Source organism: Saccharothrix tamanrassetensis (assembly GCF_014203665.1).
Taxonomy (GTDB): Bacteria; Actinomycetota; Actinomycetes; order Mycobacteriales; family Pseudonocardiaceae; genus Actinosynnema; species Actinosynnema tamanrassetense.
Map to the genome: position 1 here is coordinate 353,550 of NZ_JACHJN010000003.1, position 13,352 is coordinate 366,901.

Consider the following 13,352-nt stretch of genomic DNA (forward strand, 5'->3'; position numbering starts at 1 on the left):
GCCGGCCGTACGGAAACGCGCTAGCCCGAACGGCTGTTGATGCCCGAGCGCCGATCGGCCGCGGGGAGCAGTCCTGGTCGTGTTCCCGCGAGGTCAGCTCTCGGTTCGGACGGGCGCGGGGCGCGGTCGGTCCGCGGTGTCGAACAGCCCGTTGGCCCGCGCGATCTCCGCGACCTCCGCCGGAGTCCCGGCCATGATCGTCCGCACGTTGGCCGTCACCAGCTCGATCGGCCAGTCCCACCAAGCGGCGCGCAGCAGGAGGTCCACGTCCCCGTCCGGGTAGCGCCGCTTGACCGGCCGGGCCGGGTTCCCGCCGACCACGGTGTAGGGCGGCACGTCGGACGTCACGACGGCCCCGGTGGCGATGATCGCGCCGTCGCCGATCCGCACACCGGGCATCACGAGTGTGTTGTAGCCGAACCAGACGTCGTTGCCCACCACGGTGTCGCCGCGGGTTTCCATGTTCGTCAGCAGGTCGACGGTGTCGTCCGCCCACGTCCCGCCGAAGATCGTGAACGGGAACGTGGACACCCCCACGTTCAGGTGGTTCGCCCCGGCCATGATGAACCTGGTCCCGGTCGCGATGGCGCAGAACCTGCCGATGACCAGCTTCTCCCGGCCGTACCCGTAGAGCACGTTCCGCGTCTGGAACTCGGTCGCGTGCTCGGGGTCGTCGTAGTACGTGTAGTCGCCCACCTCGATGGTCGGCGAGTCCACCAACGGCTTGAGCAGCACGACCCGGTGGTGCTCGGGCAGGGGGTGCAGGACGGTCGGGTCAGGGGTCAACGTCACGCTCCAATCGCAACTCGTGTTGCGTTAGCCTGGCACGGCTGCCGCTTCTAACGCAACTGGAGTTGCATTTGACCACTCGACCCGGCGGACGCTCCGCCCGCGTCCGCGCCGCCGTCCTCGATGCCACCTACGCCGAGCTGGTCGAACGCGGCTACCTCGGGCTGACGGTGGAGAACGTCGCCGCGCGCGCGGGTGTCCACAAGACCACCGTCTACCGCCGTTGGGCCACCATCGACCTCCTCATCGCGGACGCCCTGGACAGCAGTCGCGACACCGGGTGGCCGGCACCCGACACCGGGTCGGTCGAAGGCGATCTCATCGCCATCGCAGACGAGATCGTCACCGTCTTCGCCGACCCGGCCCGACGCGCGGTCCCCGAAGCGGTGGTGACCGCCGCCCTGCACTCGGGCCGTGCGCGACAGGCCAAGAGGGACTTCTACGCGGCCAGGCACGACCAGGCCGCGGCAGTCGTCCGCCGCGCGGTCCAGCGCGACGAACTCCCGCCGGGGACCGACGCCGTAGAGCTGATCCGGCTCACCTGCGCCCCGCTCTACTACCGGATCTTCATCACCGGTGAACCCGTCGACCACGCCACCGCCGAACGGTCCGCCCGCGCGGCACTGGCCGCCGCACGAGCCGGCCTCCTGCGGACCTGGGACGCGACGGGACCGGTGTCGTCGCCTAGCCGGACTGCGGTCGATCGGTTGCGCTGAGCACGAGCACCCCGGCCTGCGGGTCCTCGCCCGGCCGCAGCAGCGCGAAACTCCAGCGATGCCCGTCGACGGTCGCCGACGTGGTCCGGAAGACCTGCACCGCACGGCATTCCCACCACGCGGCGAGGTCGCCCCGGTCGGATGCGAGGTCCCGCAGCAGTTCCGCGAACCGCGAGTCGTCCGGCGCACCGTCGGCCTGCGCCCGGAACTGGCGGAACACGTTGCGCGCCAACGGCTCCCACTCCGGCACCCGCTCCCGCCACGACCGGTGGGTCAACGCCAGCACCAGGTTGCGGTCCGGCAGCCCCAGCGACACGAACGCCGGGTTCGCCGCCACCACGTCGAACCGCCGGTCCAGCACCGCCGCCGGTGCGGTCATCCCGTCGACCAGGGGCCGCAGCACTTCCAGGTCCACGTCCGGGCTTTCCGCGCGGAGTCCGGCCAGCGCCAGCACGTGCCGGTGCGCGTCCGCGTCCAGCCGCAGAGCCCGCGCGACCGCGTCCAGCACCTGCCGCGAGGTGTCCACCCGCCCCTGTTCCAGCCAGGTGTACCAGGCCAGCCCCACCCCGGACAGCGCGGCCACCTCCTCCCGCCGCAACCCCGGCGTGCGCCGCCGCCGCGCGGTACCGGCCAGCCCCACGTCCGCCGGGCCCACCAGCTCCCGGTGCGCGCGCAGGAACCGCCCCAACTCCTGCCTGGTCGACATGCGACCGAGCCTATTACCCGCACTCACCGCACAAACGCCCGTCTCGCCCGCTGGACCGCGAGCAGCAAGGCTCTACCGCATGACACTGTGGCGACGCGACAACGACTCCACCCACCGCACCGAACCCCGCGTCTACCTCCGGGCCTACGTCCCGCCCGGCGGCCTGGAGCAGGCGATCGGCTTCTACGAACGGCTCCTCGGCGTGCGGGCCGACCTGCGGACGCCGTACCCGGAGAAGGGACTGTCGCTGGCGACCGTGGGCGCGTTCCTGCTGATCGAGGGTGCGGAGGAAACCGTCGAACCGTTCCGGGCGACCCACGGCACCCTCCTCGTGGACGACGTCGCCGGCTACCTGGAACGGCTCGAACAGGAAGGCGCGGAGATCACCGACCCGCCGGTCGACGTGCCCACCGGCGTCGGGTTCACCGCCCGGCACCCCGACGGGACGGTGGTCGAGTACGTCCACCACCGCCCGCAGCCGCACGAGGTCTAGACCTGGTCCAGGAACTCGTCGATCTCGGCCAGCGCGCGCTTGCGGACCGACTCGGCGGACAGGAGCAGGTCGTGCATGCCGTTGTCCACCTGCACGACGGTGACGTTCCGGCCGATGCTGGGCGCCCACCGCTGCATGTGCGCCACGTCCAGCACGGTGTCCGCCGTCATGGCCTCCGGTGTCCACTTCTTGGCGTGCAGCAGGCTGCGCCCCGACCGCAGCAGCAGCACCGGCACGCTCACGTCGAGCCCCCGGTGCAGTCGCGCGTGGCCCCGGCGCACCGCCCGCAGCCAGCCGGCGAGCACCGGGAACGCCTCGATCGGCTTCCACGTCGTGTCGAAGTCCCACTCGCCGTGGTGGTCGGCGTGGATGCTCTCCCCGTAGACCGGGCCGAGGCCCTTCTTCAGCACGAGCCTCGGCACGACGCGGCCGATGCCCCGGATGAACGCCGTCCCGACCGTGCGGGTGATCCACGGTTCCGCCAGGTCCAGCCACGGGCTGTTGAGCACCAGGGCGTCGATCACGTCGTCGGCCCGCCGCTGGTGCGCCCACAGGCTGGTGATCAGGCCGCCCGTCGAGTGGCCCATCACCACCAACCGCTCGTGGTGGTCCTCCTCGTGGATCACCCGCACCGCCGCGTCGATCTCCTCGAAGTGCTCGGCCAGGTCCGCCACGTAGTTCGCGGTCTGGCTGGGCGTGAGGGAACGGCCGTACGCGCGCAGGTCGATGGCGTAGAAGTCGAACCCGCGCGCGGTGAAGTGCTCGGCGACGTGCTTCTGGAAGAAGTAGTCCGCGAAACCGTGGACGTAGAGCACGGCACCTCTGGTCGCGGGCTGGGCGCGGCGGCGGACCAGCGTGGCGCTGACGTCACCGCCGCCCAGCGGCAGCGTCCGGATCTCGTAGTCGGTGCCGAGCACGTCTGCGGTCATCGCGCCAGTGTGCACGGCGATTCCGCTTTTCGGGGAGAGCCCCCGGCCGGTCGTGGCACTCTGGTTGACATGAGCGACGAGATCGAACGGTCGACCGCGCGTGTCCGTTTCCCCGGCATCAGTCCGCGGGCGTACGAGCACCCGGTGGACAGGGGGGCGTTGGCGGTCTTGCGCGCGGTACCCGGCATCGGGCCCGTGTTGCAGGCGGTGGCAGGCGCGTTCACCGAACGGGGTGAGCGGCTGGGCTACGTGGCTTCCGCGATTCGCGTGGGGCCCAAGCAGTACCCGGACCTGGACCGCCTCCGGCTGGAGGCGGCGGCGGCACTGGACGTCGATCCGGTGCCGGACATCTTCGTGCAGCGCGACCCGCAGGTGTACGCGCGGACGCTGGGCATCGACAAGCCGTTCATCGTGCTGTCGACCGGCCTGCTGGAGCTGCTGGACACCGACAGCCGGCGGTTCGTGATCGGTCACGAGATGGGCCACGTGCTGTCCGGCCACGCGCTGTACCAGACCATCCTGCACCGGCTGATGGACCTCCAGCACGGCCTGGGCTGGATGCCGGCCGGGTTCTGGGCGGTCCGCGCGGTCATCGCGGCGCTGCTGGAGTGGTACCGCAAGACAGAGCTGAGCTGCGACCGGGCCGGGCTGCTGGTCGGGCAGGACCCGGCGGCGGCGCTGCGGGTGCACGTGGCGCTCGCGGGCGGGATGGACCTGTCCCAGGTGGACACCTCCGAGTTCCTCAAGCAGGCCAAGGAGTACGAGCAGGTCGAGGACGTGCGCGACAGCCTGCTCAAGCTGATCAAGACGTGGCGCAGCACGCACCCGATGGCCGTGGTGCGGGCCGCCGAGCTCCAGCGGTGGGCGGCGGGCGAGGACTACCGCGAAATCCTCACCGGCACGTACGCGCGCCGCGAGGACGACCGGCCCACGTCCACGTTCACCGAGGACCTCAAGGGTGCCGCGCGGTCGTACAAGGAGTCCGCCGAGCGCTCCGAGGACCCGCTGGTCAAGGTGCTCAACGAGGTGGGCGACGTGCTGGTCGGCGCGGCGGACCGGGTCCGCTCGAAGTTCAACGGCCAGTAGGCCGAACGTGTGGCCACAACCCATCGCTAGGCTGAATGGAGCATGACTGTCGTACATACTGGCTAATCTCTGGGCACTGTTGCCGGATCAGAGGAGGCCCCGTGCGGCTGGGTGTGCTCGTACTGGTGTTGATGGTGTTGGGTGGCGGCGCCGCGGCGGCCGACCCCCGCGTGGTGGGTGGCTCACGGGTCTCGATCACCGACTACCCGTGGGTCGTCTACCTGGCCGACTCGAATGGGAACCAGTTCTGCGGCGGGACGCTCGTCGCGCCGACGAAGGTGCTGACGGCCGCGCACTGCACGACGGGCCTGGCCCCGCGCATCTCGCGGGTGGTCGTCGGCCGGGAGGACAAGCGCAACGGCAAGCAGGGCACGGCGGTGCCGGTGGCCGAGGTGTGGACGCACCCGGACTTCGTGTCCGCCGACCGCGGCTCCGACGTGGCCGTGGTGACCTTGAAGCGCGAGGCAGGCGCGACCCCGTTGGCGCTGGCCGACGACGAGAAGCTGTACGAGGAAGGGACCAAGGCCTTCGCCCTGGGCTGGGGCCGGACGAGCGAGCAGGCGGCGGCGTCGCAGTACCTGATGGGCGTCGAGGTGCCGGTGGTGTCCGACGAGTCGTGCGCGGAGTCGTACCCCTCGTACAAGGCCGAGGCGATGGTGTGCGCCGGCCTGCCCGAGGGCGGGCGGGACACCTGCCAGGGCGACTCGGGCGGACCGCTGGTCGCGGACGGGAAGCTGATCGGCGTGACGTCCTGGGGCGAGGGCTGCGCCCGCAAGAACAAGCCCGGGGTCTACGCGCGGGTGCTGGCCTACCGGGAGGTGATCGACGCCCAGCTCCAGGCCACGGGGTGACGGGGTCCGCCGGGCGGTGGACTGCCGGGCGGTGGACCGTCGGGCGTCGGTCGGTCGGCGGTCGGGCGGCGGTTCCACGATGGGGTGATTCGAGTTGTGGGCCGGAGTGGACGACCCCAGGGTCTGGCCATGCGGACGTTGACGGCTGTGTTGCTCGCGCTGGTGGTCCTCACCCCGTCGGCCGGGGCGGATCCGAAGGTGGTCGGCGGGTCGGAGGTGGAGGACGCCGCGGACTACCCGTTCGTGGTCGCCCTGGTGACCCCGGAGGGGAAGCAGTTCTGCGGCGGCGCGCTGGTGGCACCCACCCGGGTGGTCACGGCGGCGCACTGCACGGCGAACGCGGAACCGGGTGACTTCCTGGTCGTCGGCGGACGGCTGGACCTGCGGGGGCAGGACGGGGTGAAGTCCGCCGTCACCGGGATCGAGGTCCACCCGGACTACACGTCCGCCGAGACCGGCGCGGACATCGCCTGGCTCACCACGGCCGAGTCCTTCCCGTACCAGCCGGTCGCGCTGCCCGGGGCCGACGAGTTCGAGCTGTACGCGCCCGGGACCGTCGGCACCGTGCTCGGCTGGGGTCGGACGTCGGAGGGCGGCGAGCAGAGCCCGGTGCTGCGGGAGGCCGGGCTCCCGGTGATGGCGGACGCCGCCTGCGCCAAGGCGTACCAGGCCTACCAGCCGGCGGCGATGTTCTGCGCCGGCTACCCGTGGGGCCAGGTCGACGCCTGCCAGGGCGACTCGGGCGGTCCGTACGTGGTGAACGGGAAGCTGGCCGGGATCGTGTCGTGGGGCGTCGGCTGCGCGCGCCCCAACAAGCCCGGCGTGTACACGCGGGTCGCGAGCTACGTCTGATGCCGCCGGGCGAATGTCGCCGGACGTGTGTGCCGGGCGGGGGTTCAGACCACCAGGCCGACCGACATGGTCAGGAACACCGCCGCGCAGACGGTGTCCAGCGCGGTGGTCACGCCCGGCTTGCGCAGCCGGCGGCCCATGCTGCTCGCGGCCAGCACGATCATCAGCTCCCACAGCGCCGCCAGCGCCAGGAAGATCACCGCGAGCACGGTCAGCTGCGCCGCCGGGCTGCCCGTCCCGATGAAGTGCGGCAGGAACGCCAGGCTGAACAGCAGCATCTTCGGGTTGGTGATGTTGGTCAGGAAGCCCTGCCGGAACGGCCGGTCCGCCGCCACCTCGCCGTCGACCTCGGCGCCGTCCCGGCGCAGCAGCCCACGCCCGATGCTCAACGCCAGGTACAGCAGGTAGGCCGCGCCGATCCACTTCAACGCGGTGAGCACCACGGGGTAGCGCGCGATCACCACGCCCAGGCCGGAGATGACCAGCCCGACCTGCACGGCCGCCGCCGTGTGGATGCCGGCCAGCGCCCACAGGCCCGCCTTGGTGCCCGCGCGCATCGACGTCCGCAGCAGGAGGAAGGCGTCCACGCCCGGCGTCAGCACGACGACCGCGCACGCGATCAGGAACGTCGGTAGCTGGGTGAAGTCCAGGTGCATGGGTTTCCCTCCCCCGATGGCCGGACAGATGTGCGTGATCTGCTTCACGCACCGTCAAATCTTCGGCTCCACAGGATTCTAACAACAGATTTTCCTGATTTGATACCACGTTGACGCCTCCGCTACGGTTCGTGGCCATTCCGCCACTCGTCGTAGAGGGAGTACCCCATGCGCCTGGGCGCCCTGGTCCTCGCCGCACTCCTGCTCGCCGCCCTCCCCGCCGGGGCGGTCGTGGGCGGACGGGAAGCCCCGGACACGCCCTGGGTGGTCGCCCTGTTCGACGCGCACGGCAACTTCTTCTGCGGCGGCGCCCTGGTCGGCCCCACCCGGGTCGTCACCGCCGCGCACTGCACGATCGAGCGGACCGCGCTCACCGTGCGGAACCGGAAGCCCGCCGAACTGCGCGTGGTGGTCGGCCGGCGCGACTTCGACACCACCGACGGCCGGGTCGTCCACGTCACGCGGCTCTGGCGGCACCCCGCCTTCGAGTCCGTGGACGGGGGCGACGACCTGGCCACCCTCACCCTGGCCGAGGCCGTGCCGCAGCAGCCGGTCGGGATCGGCTCGGCGTCGGCGGGGGACCGGGCCGTGGTGTTCGGCTGGGGGCGCACCGGCGAGTCGGCCGCCCCCAGCCGGCGGCTGCGCGAGGTCGACCTGCCGGTGATGTCGGACGACGCCTGCACGCGGGCGGTCCAGGGGTACCGCGTGGACGCGATGCTGTGCGCGGGCTACCCGGAGGGCGGCAAGGACGCCTGCGAAGGCGACTCCGGGGGCCCGCTCACCGTCGGCGGCGTGCTGGTCGGGGTCGTCTCCTACGGCCGGGGGTGCGCCCGCGCCGGGCGGCCCGGCGTGTACACCAGGGTGAGCCACTACCGCGGCGAAATCTGAGACTGTGGTACCAACGCGGTGTGCGCTCGCATCCCTATCCGGCCACGCTGCGCCGCAAGTGGTCAGCGGATCTGACCTCCGCTCAGCTGTACGCCCTGCTCAAACTGCGTGGCGAGGTCTTCGTGGTCGAGCAGTCCTGCCCCTACCCGGAGCTGGACGGCCGCGACCTGGAACCTGATACCAGGCACTTCTGGCTGGAGGCCGAGGGGTCACCGGAGCCGCAGGCCTACCTCCGGCTGCTGGAGGAGCCGGACGGCACGTTCCGCATCGGCCGGGTCTGCACGGCCCGCGTCGCCCGCGGTCGCGGGTACAGCCGGCGGCTGATGGAGGCCGCGCTGGTCGAGGTCGGCCGGCAGGTGTGCGTGCTGGACGCGCAGACCTACGTGGCCGACTTCTACGCCTCGTTCGGCTTCATGCCGGTGGGCGCGGAGTTCATCGAGGACGGGATACCGCACCTGCGGATGCGCCGGTCTCGCTGATCACCCGCACGGCCCGCTCGACGTCGGCCTCGGTCAGGTCGGCCCGCGCGGTCAGCCGCAGCCGGGAGATCTGGTCGGGCACCGACGGCGGGCGGAAGCAGCCGACGGCCACGCCCTGCGCGCGGCACGCCTCCGCCCACCCGAACGCCGCCTCGGGCGACGGGGCCTGCACCGACACCACCGCCGCGGTGGGGCTGCTGACCTTGAAACCCTTCTCCCGCAGTCGGAAGGCCAGGTCCTGGGCCACGTCCAGGGCGCGCGTCGGCCGGTCGGGCTCCTCGCGGAGGATCTTCAGCGCGGCCAGCGACGCCGCCACGCTGCCCGGTGCGAGCCCGGTGTCGAAGATGAACGTCCGGGCCGTGTCCACCAGGTGCTTGATCACCCGGCTCGGCCCGAGCACCGCGCCGCCCTGCGCACCCAGCGACTTGGACAGCGTCACCGTGGTCACCACGTCCGGCGCCTTCGCCAGCCCGGCCGCGTGCACCGAGCCCCGGCCGCCTTCGCCGACCACGCCGAGGCCGTGCGCGTCGTCCACGACCAGCGCGGAACCGTGCTCCCGGCACGCCACCGCCAGCTCGGCCAGCGGCGCCAGGTCGCCGTCCACGGAGAACACCGAGTCGGTGACCACCAGCGCCCGCCGCTTGCCCCGGGTGGCCAGCGCGTGCGCGACCTGCGGCACGTCGCAGTGCCCGGCCACCACCACGTCGGCCTTCGACAGCCGGGTGCCGTCGATCAGCGAGGCGTGGATGTGCTGGTCGGCCACGATCGCCGTGCCGGGACCGGACAGCGCGGTGAGCGCGCCCAGGTTCGCCGCGTAGCCGGAGGAGAACACCAGCGCCGACTGCGTCCCGCAGAAGTTCGCCAGTTCGTACTCCAGCTCGGTGTGCAGCTCGGTGGAGCCGGTGACCAGCCGCGATCCGGTCGACCCGGCGCCCCAGCGCAGCGCGGCGGCAGCGGCGGCGCCGGTCACCCGCTTGTCGCGCGCCAGCCCGAGGTAGTCGTTGGAGGCCAGGTCCAGGTCGGTGGAGTCGGCGGGCCGGGGCCGCACCCGGCGGGACAGACCGGCCTTCGCACGGGCCTCCGCGCGGGTGTCGATCCAGTCGAACACCGACTCCGGTCCGCCGGTGGCCTCGGGCCCTGTGCTCACGCTCACGCCGGCAGTGTCGCATCCGGCCGCTAGCGTGCCCGCGTGGACCTCTTCCGGCTCGGGCCCGACGACCTGCGCTCGCTGCGCGCGAACGCGCCGGTCCACCAGCACGTGGGCACGGGGTTGTGGCTGGTCAGCCGGTACGAGGACGTCCGGATGATCCTCGCCGACCCGAAGCGGTTCCACCCGGACAACGCGCTGACCGCGGTCACCGCCATCCCGCGCCCGGTGCTGCGCGTACTGGCCCGGGCCGGCTTCTCGCTGCCGCCCACACTGGCCAACAACGGCACCGAGACCCACGCCGACCTGCGCCGACTGGTGGCCGCGTTCCTCACCCCGGCCCGCGTGCAGGCCATGCGGCCCCGGATCGCCGAACTCGCCCGGGAACGGCTGGCCCGGTTGACGGGTCCGGTCGCCGACCTGCACCCGGCGCTGGCCCGGGACCTGCCCGCCGTCGTGCTGATGGAGGTCATGGGCATCGACGACGTGGACATCCCGAAGCTCAAGGCGTGGAGCACGGCGTCCCTGGAGCTGTTCTGGGGCGACCCGTCCACGGAACGCCAGCACGAACTGGCCCGGCCGGCCGCCGAGTTCCACCGGTGGCTGACCCACCGCATCAGCACCGCCCGCGGCGACGACCTGTTCGGCGCACTGCGGAACGTGCCCCTCCGCGACGCCGCCGGCCTCTGCTACTTCCTGCTCATCGCCGGCCAGGAGACGACCACCCAGCTGCTCTGCGCGGTGTTCGACGCCGTCCTGCGGCACGACGACCTGTGGTCCCGGCTGGGCGAACCGGGCATGGCCGAACTGGTGGTCGAGGAGGTCCTGCGCCGGGATCCACCGGTCAACACCTGGCGGCGGATCGCGGCCGAGCCGGTGACCATCTCCGGCGTGGACGTCCCGGCCGGCGCGCAACTGCTGCTGATGCTCGCGGGCGCCGGATCCGACCCGGAGGTCTTCCCCGACCCGGAACGCCTCTGCCCGGCCCGCCCGAACGCCCGCAAGCACCTGGCGTTCGGCTTCGGCCGGCACTTCTGCCTGGGTGCGGGACTGGCCCGGCTGGAGGCGGAGGTCGTGCTCCGGGAGACCTTCGAACGCTTCCCGAACCTGCGCCTGGCCTCCGCCGAGCCCCCGCCGATGCTGGACCTGCTGTCCTTCCGCGCCCCGCTGAGCGTCCGGGTCGAGCTGCGGGACCAGGACCGGCCCGCTGGTGGCGCGGGGCCCCGGGACCTGGCGGACCGGGTCGCAGGCCCTGCCGGCGGACGGTGACCGCCCGCCGGAGGAGAGCGTGATCACGTTCGCGGCCACCCGGTCCGACCGCGTGACGGCCTCGCTGCCGCTCGTCCGCGCGTTGGGGCCGGTGTCCGCCGGGAGCACCGGCCGCGCTGCCGACCTCGCCTCGCCCACGCTCGCCTCGCGAGGCTGATCACGCAGGTCAGGACCGATGCGACGCCGACTGCCGGTCGCCGCGCCGCCGGTCGACCGGCGCGGCGAGCCGATCCGCCACGTGGTCGGCCGGCGGGTCCGCCGGTGCCGCGAGTCCGCGCGGGTGTGATCGCTCTCGCTCGGGGAGTCCGCACCGGGGACTTGGAGCCCGTCGGCCGAGGTGCGACGATGCCTGGGCTGTAGGGGTGCGCGAGGAAGCCGGTGCGAATCCGGCACGGTCCCGCCACTGTGACCGGGCGCTTGGATCCGGGAGTCAGGAACTCGGCCCCCGAATCTCACCGGACCGGACACGGGCGTGGACACCCGAGGAAGGACACCGCCGCATGGGCGCGCGTTTCCCCTTTTCCGCTGTCGTCGGACATGACGACCTCCGCACGGCGTTGCTGCTCAACGCCGTCCACCCCGGTATCGGCGGGGTCCTGGTCCGAGGGGAGAAAGGGACCGCGAAGTCGACCGTGGTCCGCGCCCTGGCGGCGCTGCTGCCCTCGCTGGAGGTGGTGGCGGGCTGCCGCTTCGGCTGCGATCCCGCCGTGGACGCCGACTGCCCGGACGGCCCGCACGCGCCCGCCCCCTCCGAGCGGCGCCCGGCCAGGCTGGTCGAGTTGCCGGTCGGTGCGACCGAGGACCGGCTGATCGGCTCGCTGGACCTAGAACGCGCCCTCACCGAAGGCGTGCGGGCCTACCAGCCGGGCCTGTTGGCCGCCGCGCACCGGGGCGTGCTCTACGTGGACGAGGTCAACCTCCTGCACGACCACCTGGTGGACCTGCTGCTGGACGCCGCCGCGATGGGGCGCGCGCACGTGGAGCGCGAAGGCGTGTCCGTGTCGCACGCCGCGTCGTTCCTCCTCGTGGGCACGATGAACCCGGAGGAGGGCGAGCTGCGGCCACAGCTGCTGGACCGCTTCGGCCTCACCGTCTCGGTGCGGGCGTCCCGGGACGTGGCGACCCGCACGGAGGTCATCCGGCGGCGGCTCGCGTACGAGGCCGATCCCGAGGGTTTCGCCGTGCGCTGGGCCGACGAGGACGCCGCGCTGGCCGCCCGGATCGTGGCCGCCCGCGCGCACCTGCCGGGTGTTGTGCTGCCGGACGCCGAGCTGCGCCGGATCGCCGGGATCTGCGCGGCGTTCGAGGTCGACGGGATGCGGGCGGACCTGGTGGTCGCGCGCACGGCCGCCGCGCACGCCGCGTGGCGCGGGGCGGACGAGGTGGCGGAGCAGGACGTGGAGGCCGCCGTCCGGCTGGCCCTGCCGCACCGCAAGCGCCGTGACCCGTTCGACGAACCCGGCCTGGAGGAGCAGCAGCTCGAAGACGCCATGCGCCAGGGTGCCGAGCACGCCGAGGAACCGGACGGCGGCCCGGACGGCCCGGACAGCGGCCCGGACGACGACCCGGACGGCCCGGACGACGGCGGCGGGCTGCCCCAGGACGCGCCGGAGTCCACTCCGGACAGCGGACAGTCGCAACCCCGGCAGGGCTCGTCCTCGGAACGCACGCACGCGCCGGCACCCTCGTTCAGGACCCGCCTGCTCCAAGTGCCCGGTGTCGGCGAGGGCGCGCCGGGCAAGCGTTCCCGCGCCCGCGCCCGTACCGGACGCGTGGTTCGTTCGTCCAGTGTGGACGGTTCCGGCCTGCACCTGGTCGGCACGCTCGGCGTCGCCGCGCCGTTCCAGGCCGCACGGGGCCGCACCGGTCCGGGACTGGTGCTGCGCGGCACGGACCTCCGGCTCTCCGTCCGGGAGGGCAAGGAGGGCAACCTCGTGCTGTTCGTGGTCGACGCGTCCGGCTCCATGGCCGCACGGCAACGCATGTCGGCGGTCACCGGTGCGGTGATCTCCCTGCTGCGGGACGCCTACCAGCGCCGGGACAAGGTCGGCGTGGTCACGTTCCGGGGCGGCAGCGCCGAGACCGCGCTCCCGCCGACGAACTCCGTGGACGCCGCGGCCGCCCGCCTGCGCCAACTGCGCACGGGCGGACGCACCCCGCTGGCCGACGGCCTGCTGCGCGCCCGCAGGGTGCTGGACGTGGAACGGGTCCGCGATCCGCGCCGCCGTCCGCTGCTGGTGCTCCTCACCGACGGCCGCGCCACCGCCACCGGCACGGGCGGCGACCCGATGCGCGACGCCCTGCGCGCCGCCGGGCTGCTGGCCGCCGACGAGGTGGCGTCCGTGGTGGTCGACTGCGAGTCCGGCCACCTGCGCCTCGGCTTGGCCGGGCGCGTCGCCGAGGCGCTGGACGCGGTGTGCCTGCGCCTGGAAGAACTGTCCGCCGACCAGGTCGCCGGCGTCGTGCGCGCCGCGCGAGCCGCATAGGAGCC

15 protein-coding genes and 1 riboswitch are annotated in these 13,352 nt (G+C 73.0%); of the genes, 10 read left to right on the top strand and 5 right to left on the bottom strand.

Annotated elements, in window-relative coordinates:
• Positions 1-93: 93 nt before the first annotated feature.
• Positions 94-786, bottom strand: a complete 693-nt coding sequence (locus FHS29_RS10760) for a CatB-related O-acetyltransferase (RefSeq protein ID WP_184690848.1) — start codon at positions 784-786, stop codon at positions 94-96.
• A gap of 74 nt (positions 787-860) precedes the next feature.
• On the opposite strand from FHS29_RS10760, the gene FHS29_RS10765 reads away from it, so the two are divergent.
• Positions 861-1,505: a TetR/AcrR family transcriptional regulator gene (locus FHS29_RS10765; protein WP_184690428.1), complete on the top strand. Its 645-nt coding sequence runs from the start codon at positions 861-863 to the stop codon at positions 1,503-1,505.
• Here FHS29_RS10765 and FHS29_RS10770 read toward each other — a convergent pair.
• Positions 1,474-2,211, bottom strand: a complete 738-nt coding sequence (locus FHS29_RS10770; RefSeq protein WP_184690429.1) for a helix-turn-helix domain-containing protein — start codon at positions 2,209-2,211, stop codon at positions 1,474-1,476. The two genes, FHS29_RS10765 and FHS29_RS10770, sit on opposite strands and share 32 nt — an antisense overlap.
• A 79-nt stretch (positions 2,212-2,290) precedes the next feature.
• Between FHS29_RS10770 and FHS29_RS10775 the strand changes: the two genes are divergently transcribed.
• Complete coding sequence (locus tag FHS29_RS10775; RefSeq protein ID WP_184690430.1) at positions 2,291-2,704, top strand: VOC family protein; 414 nt, start codon at positions 2,291-2,293, stop codon at positions 2,702-2,704.
• Here FHS29_RS10775 and FHS29_RS10780 read toward each other — a convergent pair.
• Positions 2,701-3,633, bottom strand: coding sequence for an alpha/beta hydrolase (locus tag FHS29_RS10780; protein WP_184690431.1), 933 nt, complete (start codon positions 3,631-3,633; stop codon positions 2,701-2,703). The two genes, FHS29_RS10775 and FHS29_RS10780, sit on opposite strands and share 4 nt — an antisense overlap.
• A gap of 69 nt (positions 3,634-3,702) precedes the next feature.
• Between FHS29_RS10780 and FHS29_RS10785 the strand changes: the two genes are divergently transcribed.
• The 3 genes from FHS29_RS10785 to FHS29_RS10795 all read left to right on the top strand — a co-directional run bounded on the left by FHS29_RS10785 (position 3,703) and on the right by FHS29_RS10795 (position 6,422).
• Positions 3,703-4,719 carry a M48 family metallopeptidase gene (locus FHS29_RS10785; RefSeq protein ID WP_184690432.1) on the top strand — a complete coding sequence of 339 codons (1,017 nt, stop codon included), beginning with the start codon at positions 3,703-3,705 and terminating at the stop codon, positions 4,717-4,719.
• A gap of 101 nt (positions 4,720-4,820) precedes the next feature.
• Positions 4,821-5,570 carry a S1 family peptidase gene (locus FHS29_RS10790; protein WP_184690433.1) on the top strand — a complete coding sequence of 250 codons (750 nt, stop codon included), beginning with the start codon at positions 4,821-4,823 and terminating at the stop codon, positions 5,568-5,570.
• A 129-nt stretch (positions 5,571-5,699) separates the two neighbouring features.
• The gene (locus tag FHS29_RS10795) at positions 5,700-6,422 is read left to right on the top strand and encodes a serine protease (protein ID WP_184690434.1); all 723 of its coding nucleotides are present in this window, start codon (positions 5,700-5,702) and stop codon (positions 6,420-6,422) included.
• A 44-nt stretch (positions 6,423-6,466) separates the two neighbouring features.
• On the opposite strand, the gene FHS29_RS10800 is transcribed toward FHS29_RS10795, so the two are convergent.
• Positions 6,467-7,078, bottom strand: a complete 612-nt coding sequence (locus tag FHS29_RS10800; RefSeq protein ID WP_184690435.1) for a LysE family translocator — start codon at positions 7,076-7,078, stop codon at positions 6,467-6,469.
• Positions 7,079-7,246: 168 nt separating this feature from the next.
• Between FHS29_RS10800 and FHS29_RS10805 the strand changes: the two genes are divergently transcribed.
• A complete protein-coding gene (locus tag FHS29_RS10805) occupies positions 7,247-7,966 on the top strand; it encodes a S1 family serine peptidase (protein WP_184690436.1) in 720 nt (239 codons plus the stop codon).
• Positions 7,967-7,986: 20 nt separating this feature from the next.
• Positions 7,987-8,445, top strand: a complete 459-nt coding sequence (locus FHS29_RS10810; protein ID WP_184690437.1) for a GNAT family N-acetyltransferase — start codon at positions 7,987-7,989, stop codon at positions 8,443-8,445.
• Here FHS29_RS10810 and FHS29_RS10815 read toward each other — a convergent pair.
• Positions 8,399-9,592, bottom strand: a complete 1,194-nt coding sequence (locus tag FHS29_RS10815; RefSeq protein ID WP_184690849.1) for an 8-amino-7-oxononanoate synthase — start codon at positions 9,590-9,592, stop codon at positions 8,399-8,401. The two genes, FHS29_RS10810 and FHS29_RS10815, sit on opposite strands and share 47 nt — an antisense overlap.
• 42 nt (positions 9,593-9,634) lie before the next feature.
• Here FHS29_RS10815 and FHS29_RS38085 point away from each other — a divergent pair, with 42 nt between their 5' ends.
• The 3 genes from FHS29_RS38085 (at position 9,635) to FHS29_RS10830 (ending at position 13,347) form a co-directional block, all read left to right on the top strand.
• Positions 9,635-10,861, top strand: a complete 1,227-nt coding sequence (locus FHS29_RS38085; protein WP_221455748.1) for a cytochrome P450 — start codon at positions 9,635-9,637, stop codon at positions 10,859-10,861.
• Positions 10,862-10,880: 19 nt separating this feature from the next.
• Positions 10,881-11,018, top strand: a complete 138-nt coding sequence (locus FHS29_RS10825) for a hypothetical protein (protein WP_184690438.1) — start codon at positions 10,881-10,883, stop codon at positions 11,016-11,018.
• Between the two features lie 178 nt (positions 11,019-11,196).
• Positions 11,197-11,321, top strand: a riboswitch (cobalamin riboswitch).
• A gap of 40 nt (positions 11,322-11,361) precedes the next feature.
• Entirely contained in the window at positions 11,362-13,347 is a 1,986-nt protein-coding gene (locus FHS29_RS10830; RefSeq protein WP_184690439.1) for a putative cobaltochelatase, read from the top strand.
• Positions 13,348-13,352: the final 5 nt, after the last annotated feature.

Bases quoted from the DNA above. Each gene is read 5' to 3' on its own strand.
- FHS29_RS10775 (WP_184690430.1), top strand. From the start codon at position 2,291: ATGACACTGTGGCGACGCGACAACGACTCCACCCACCGCACCGAACCC.
- FHS29_RS10830 (WP_184690439.1), top strand. From the start codon at position 11,362: ATGGGCGCGCGTTTCCCCTTTTCCGCTGTCGTCGGACATGACGACCTC.
- FHS29_RS10785 (WP_184690432.1), top strand. From the start codon at position 3,703: ATGAGCGACGAGATCGAACGGTCGACCGCGCGTGTCCGTTTCCCCGGC.
- FHS29_RS10805 (WP_184690436.1), top strand. From the start codon at position 7,247: ATGCGCCTGGGCGCCCTGGTCCTCGCCGCACTCCTGCTCGCCGCCCTC.
- FHS29_RS10800 (WP_184690435.1), bottom strand. From the start codon at position 7,078: ATGCACCTGGACTTCACCCAGCTACCGACGTTCCTGATCGCGTGCGCG.
- FHS29_RS10780 (WP_184690431.1), bottom strand. From the start codon at position 3,633: ATGACCGCAGACGTGCTCGGCACCGACTACGAGATCCGGACGCTGCCG.
- FHS29_RS10770 (WP_184690429.1), bottom strand. From the start codon at position 2,211: ATGTCGACCAGGCAGGAGTTGGGGCGGTTCCTGCGCGCGCACCGGGAG.
- FHS29_RS10795 (WP_184690434.1), top strand. From the start codon at position 5,700: ATGCGGACGTTGACGGCTGTGTTGCTCGCGCTGGTGGTCCTCACCCCG.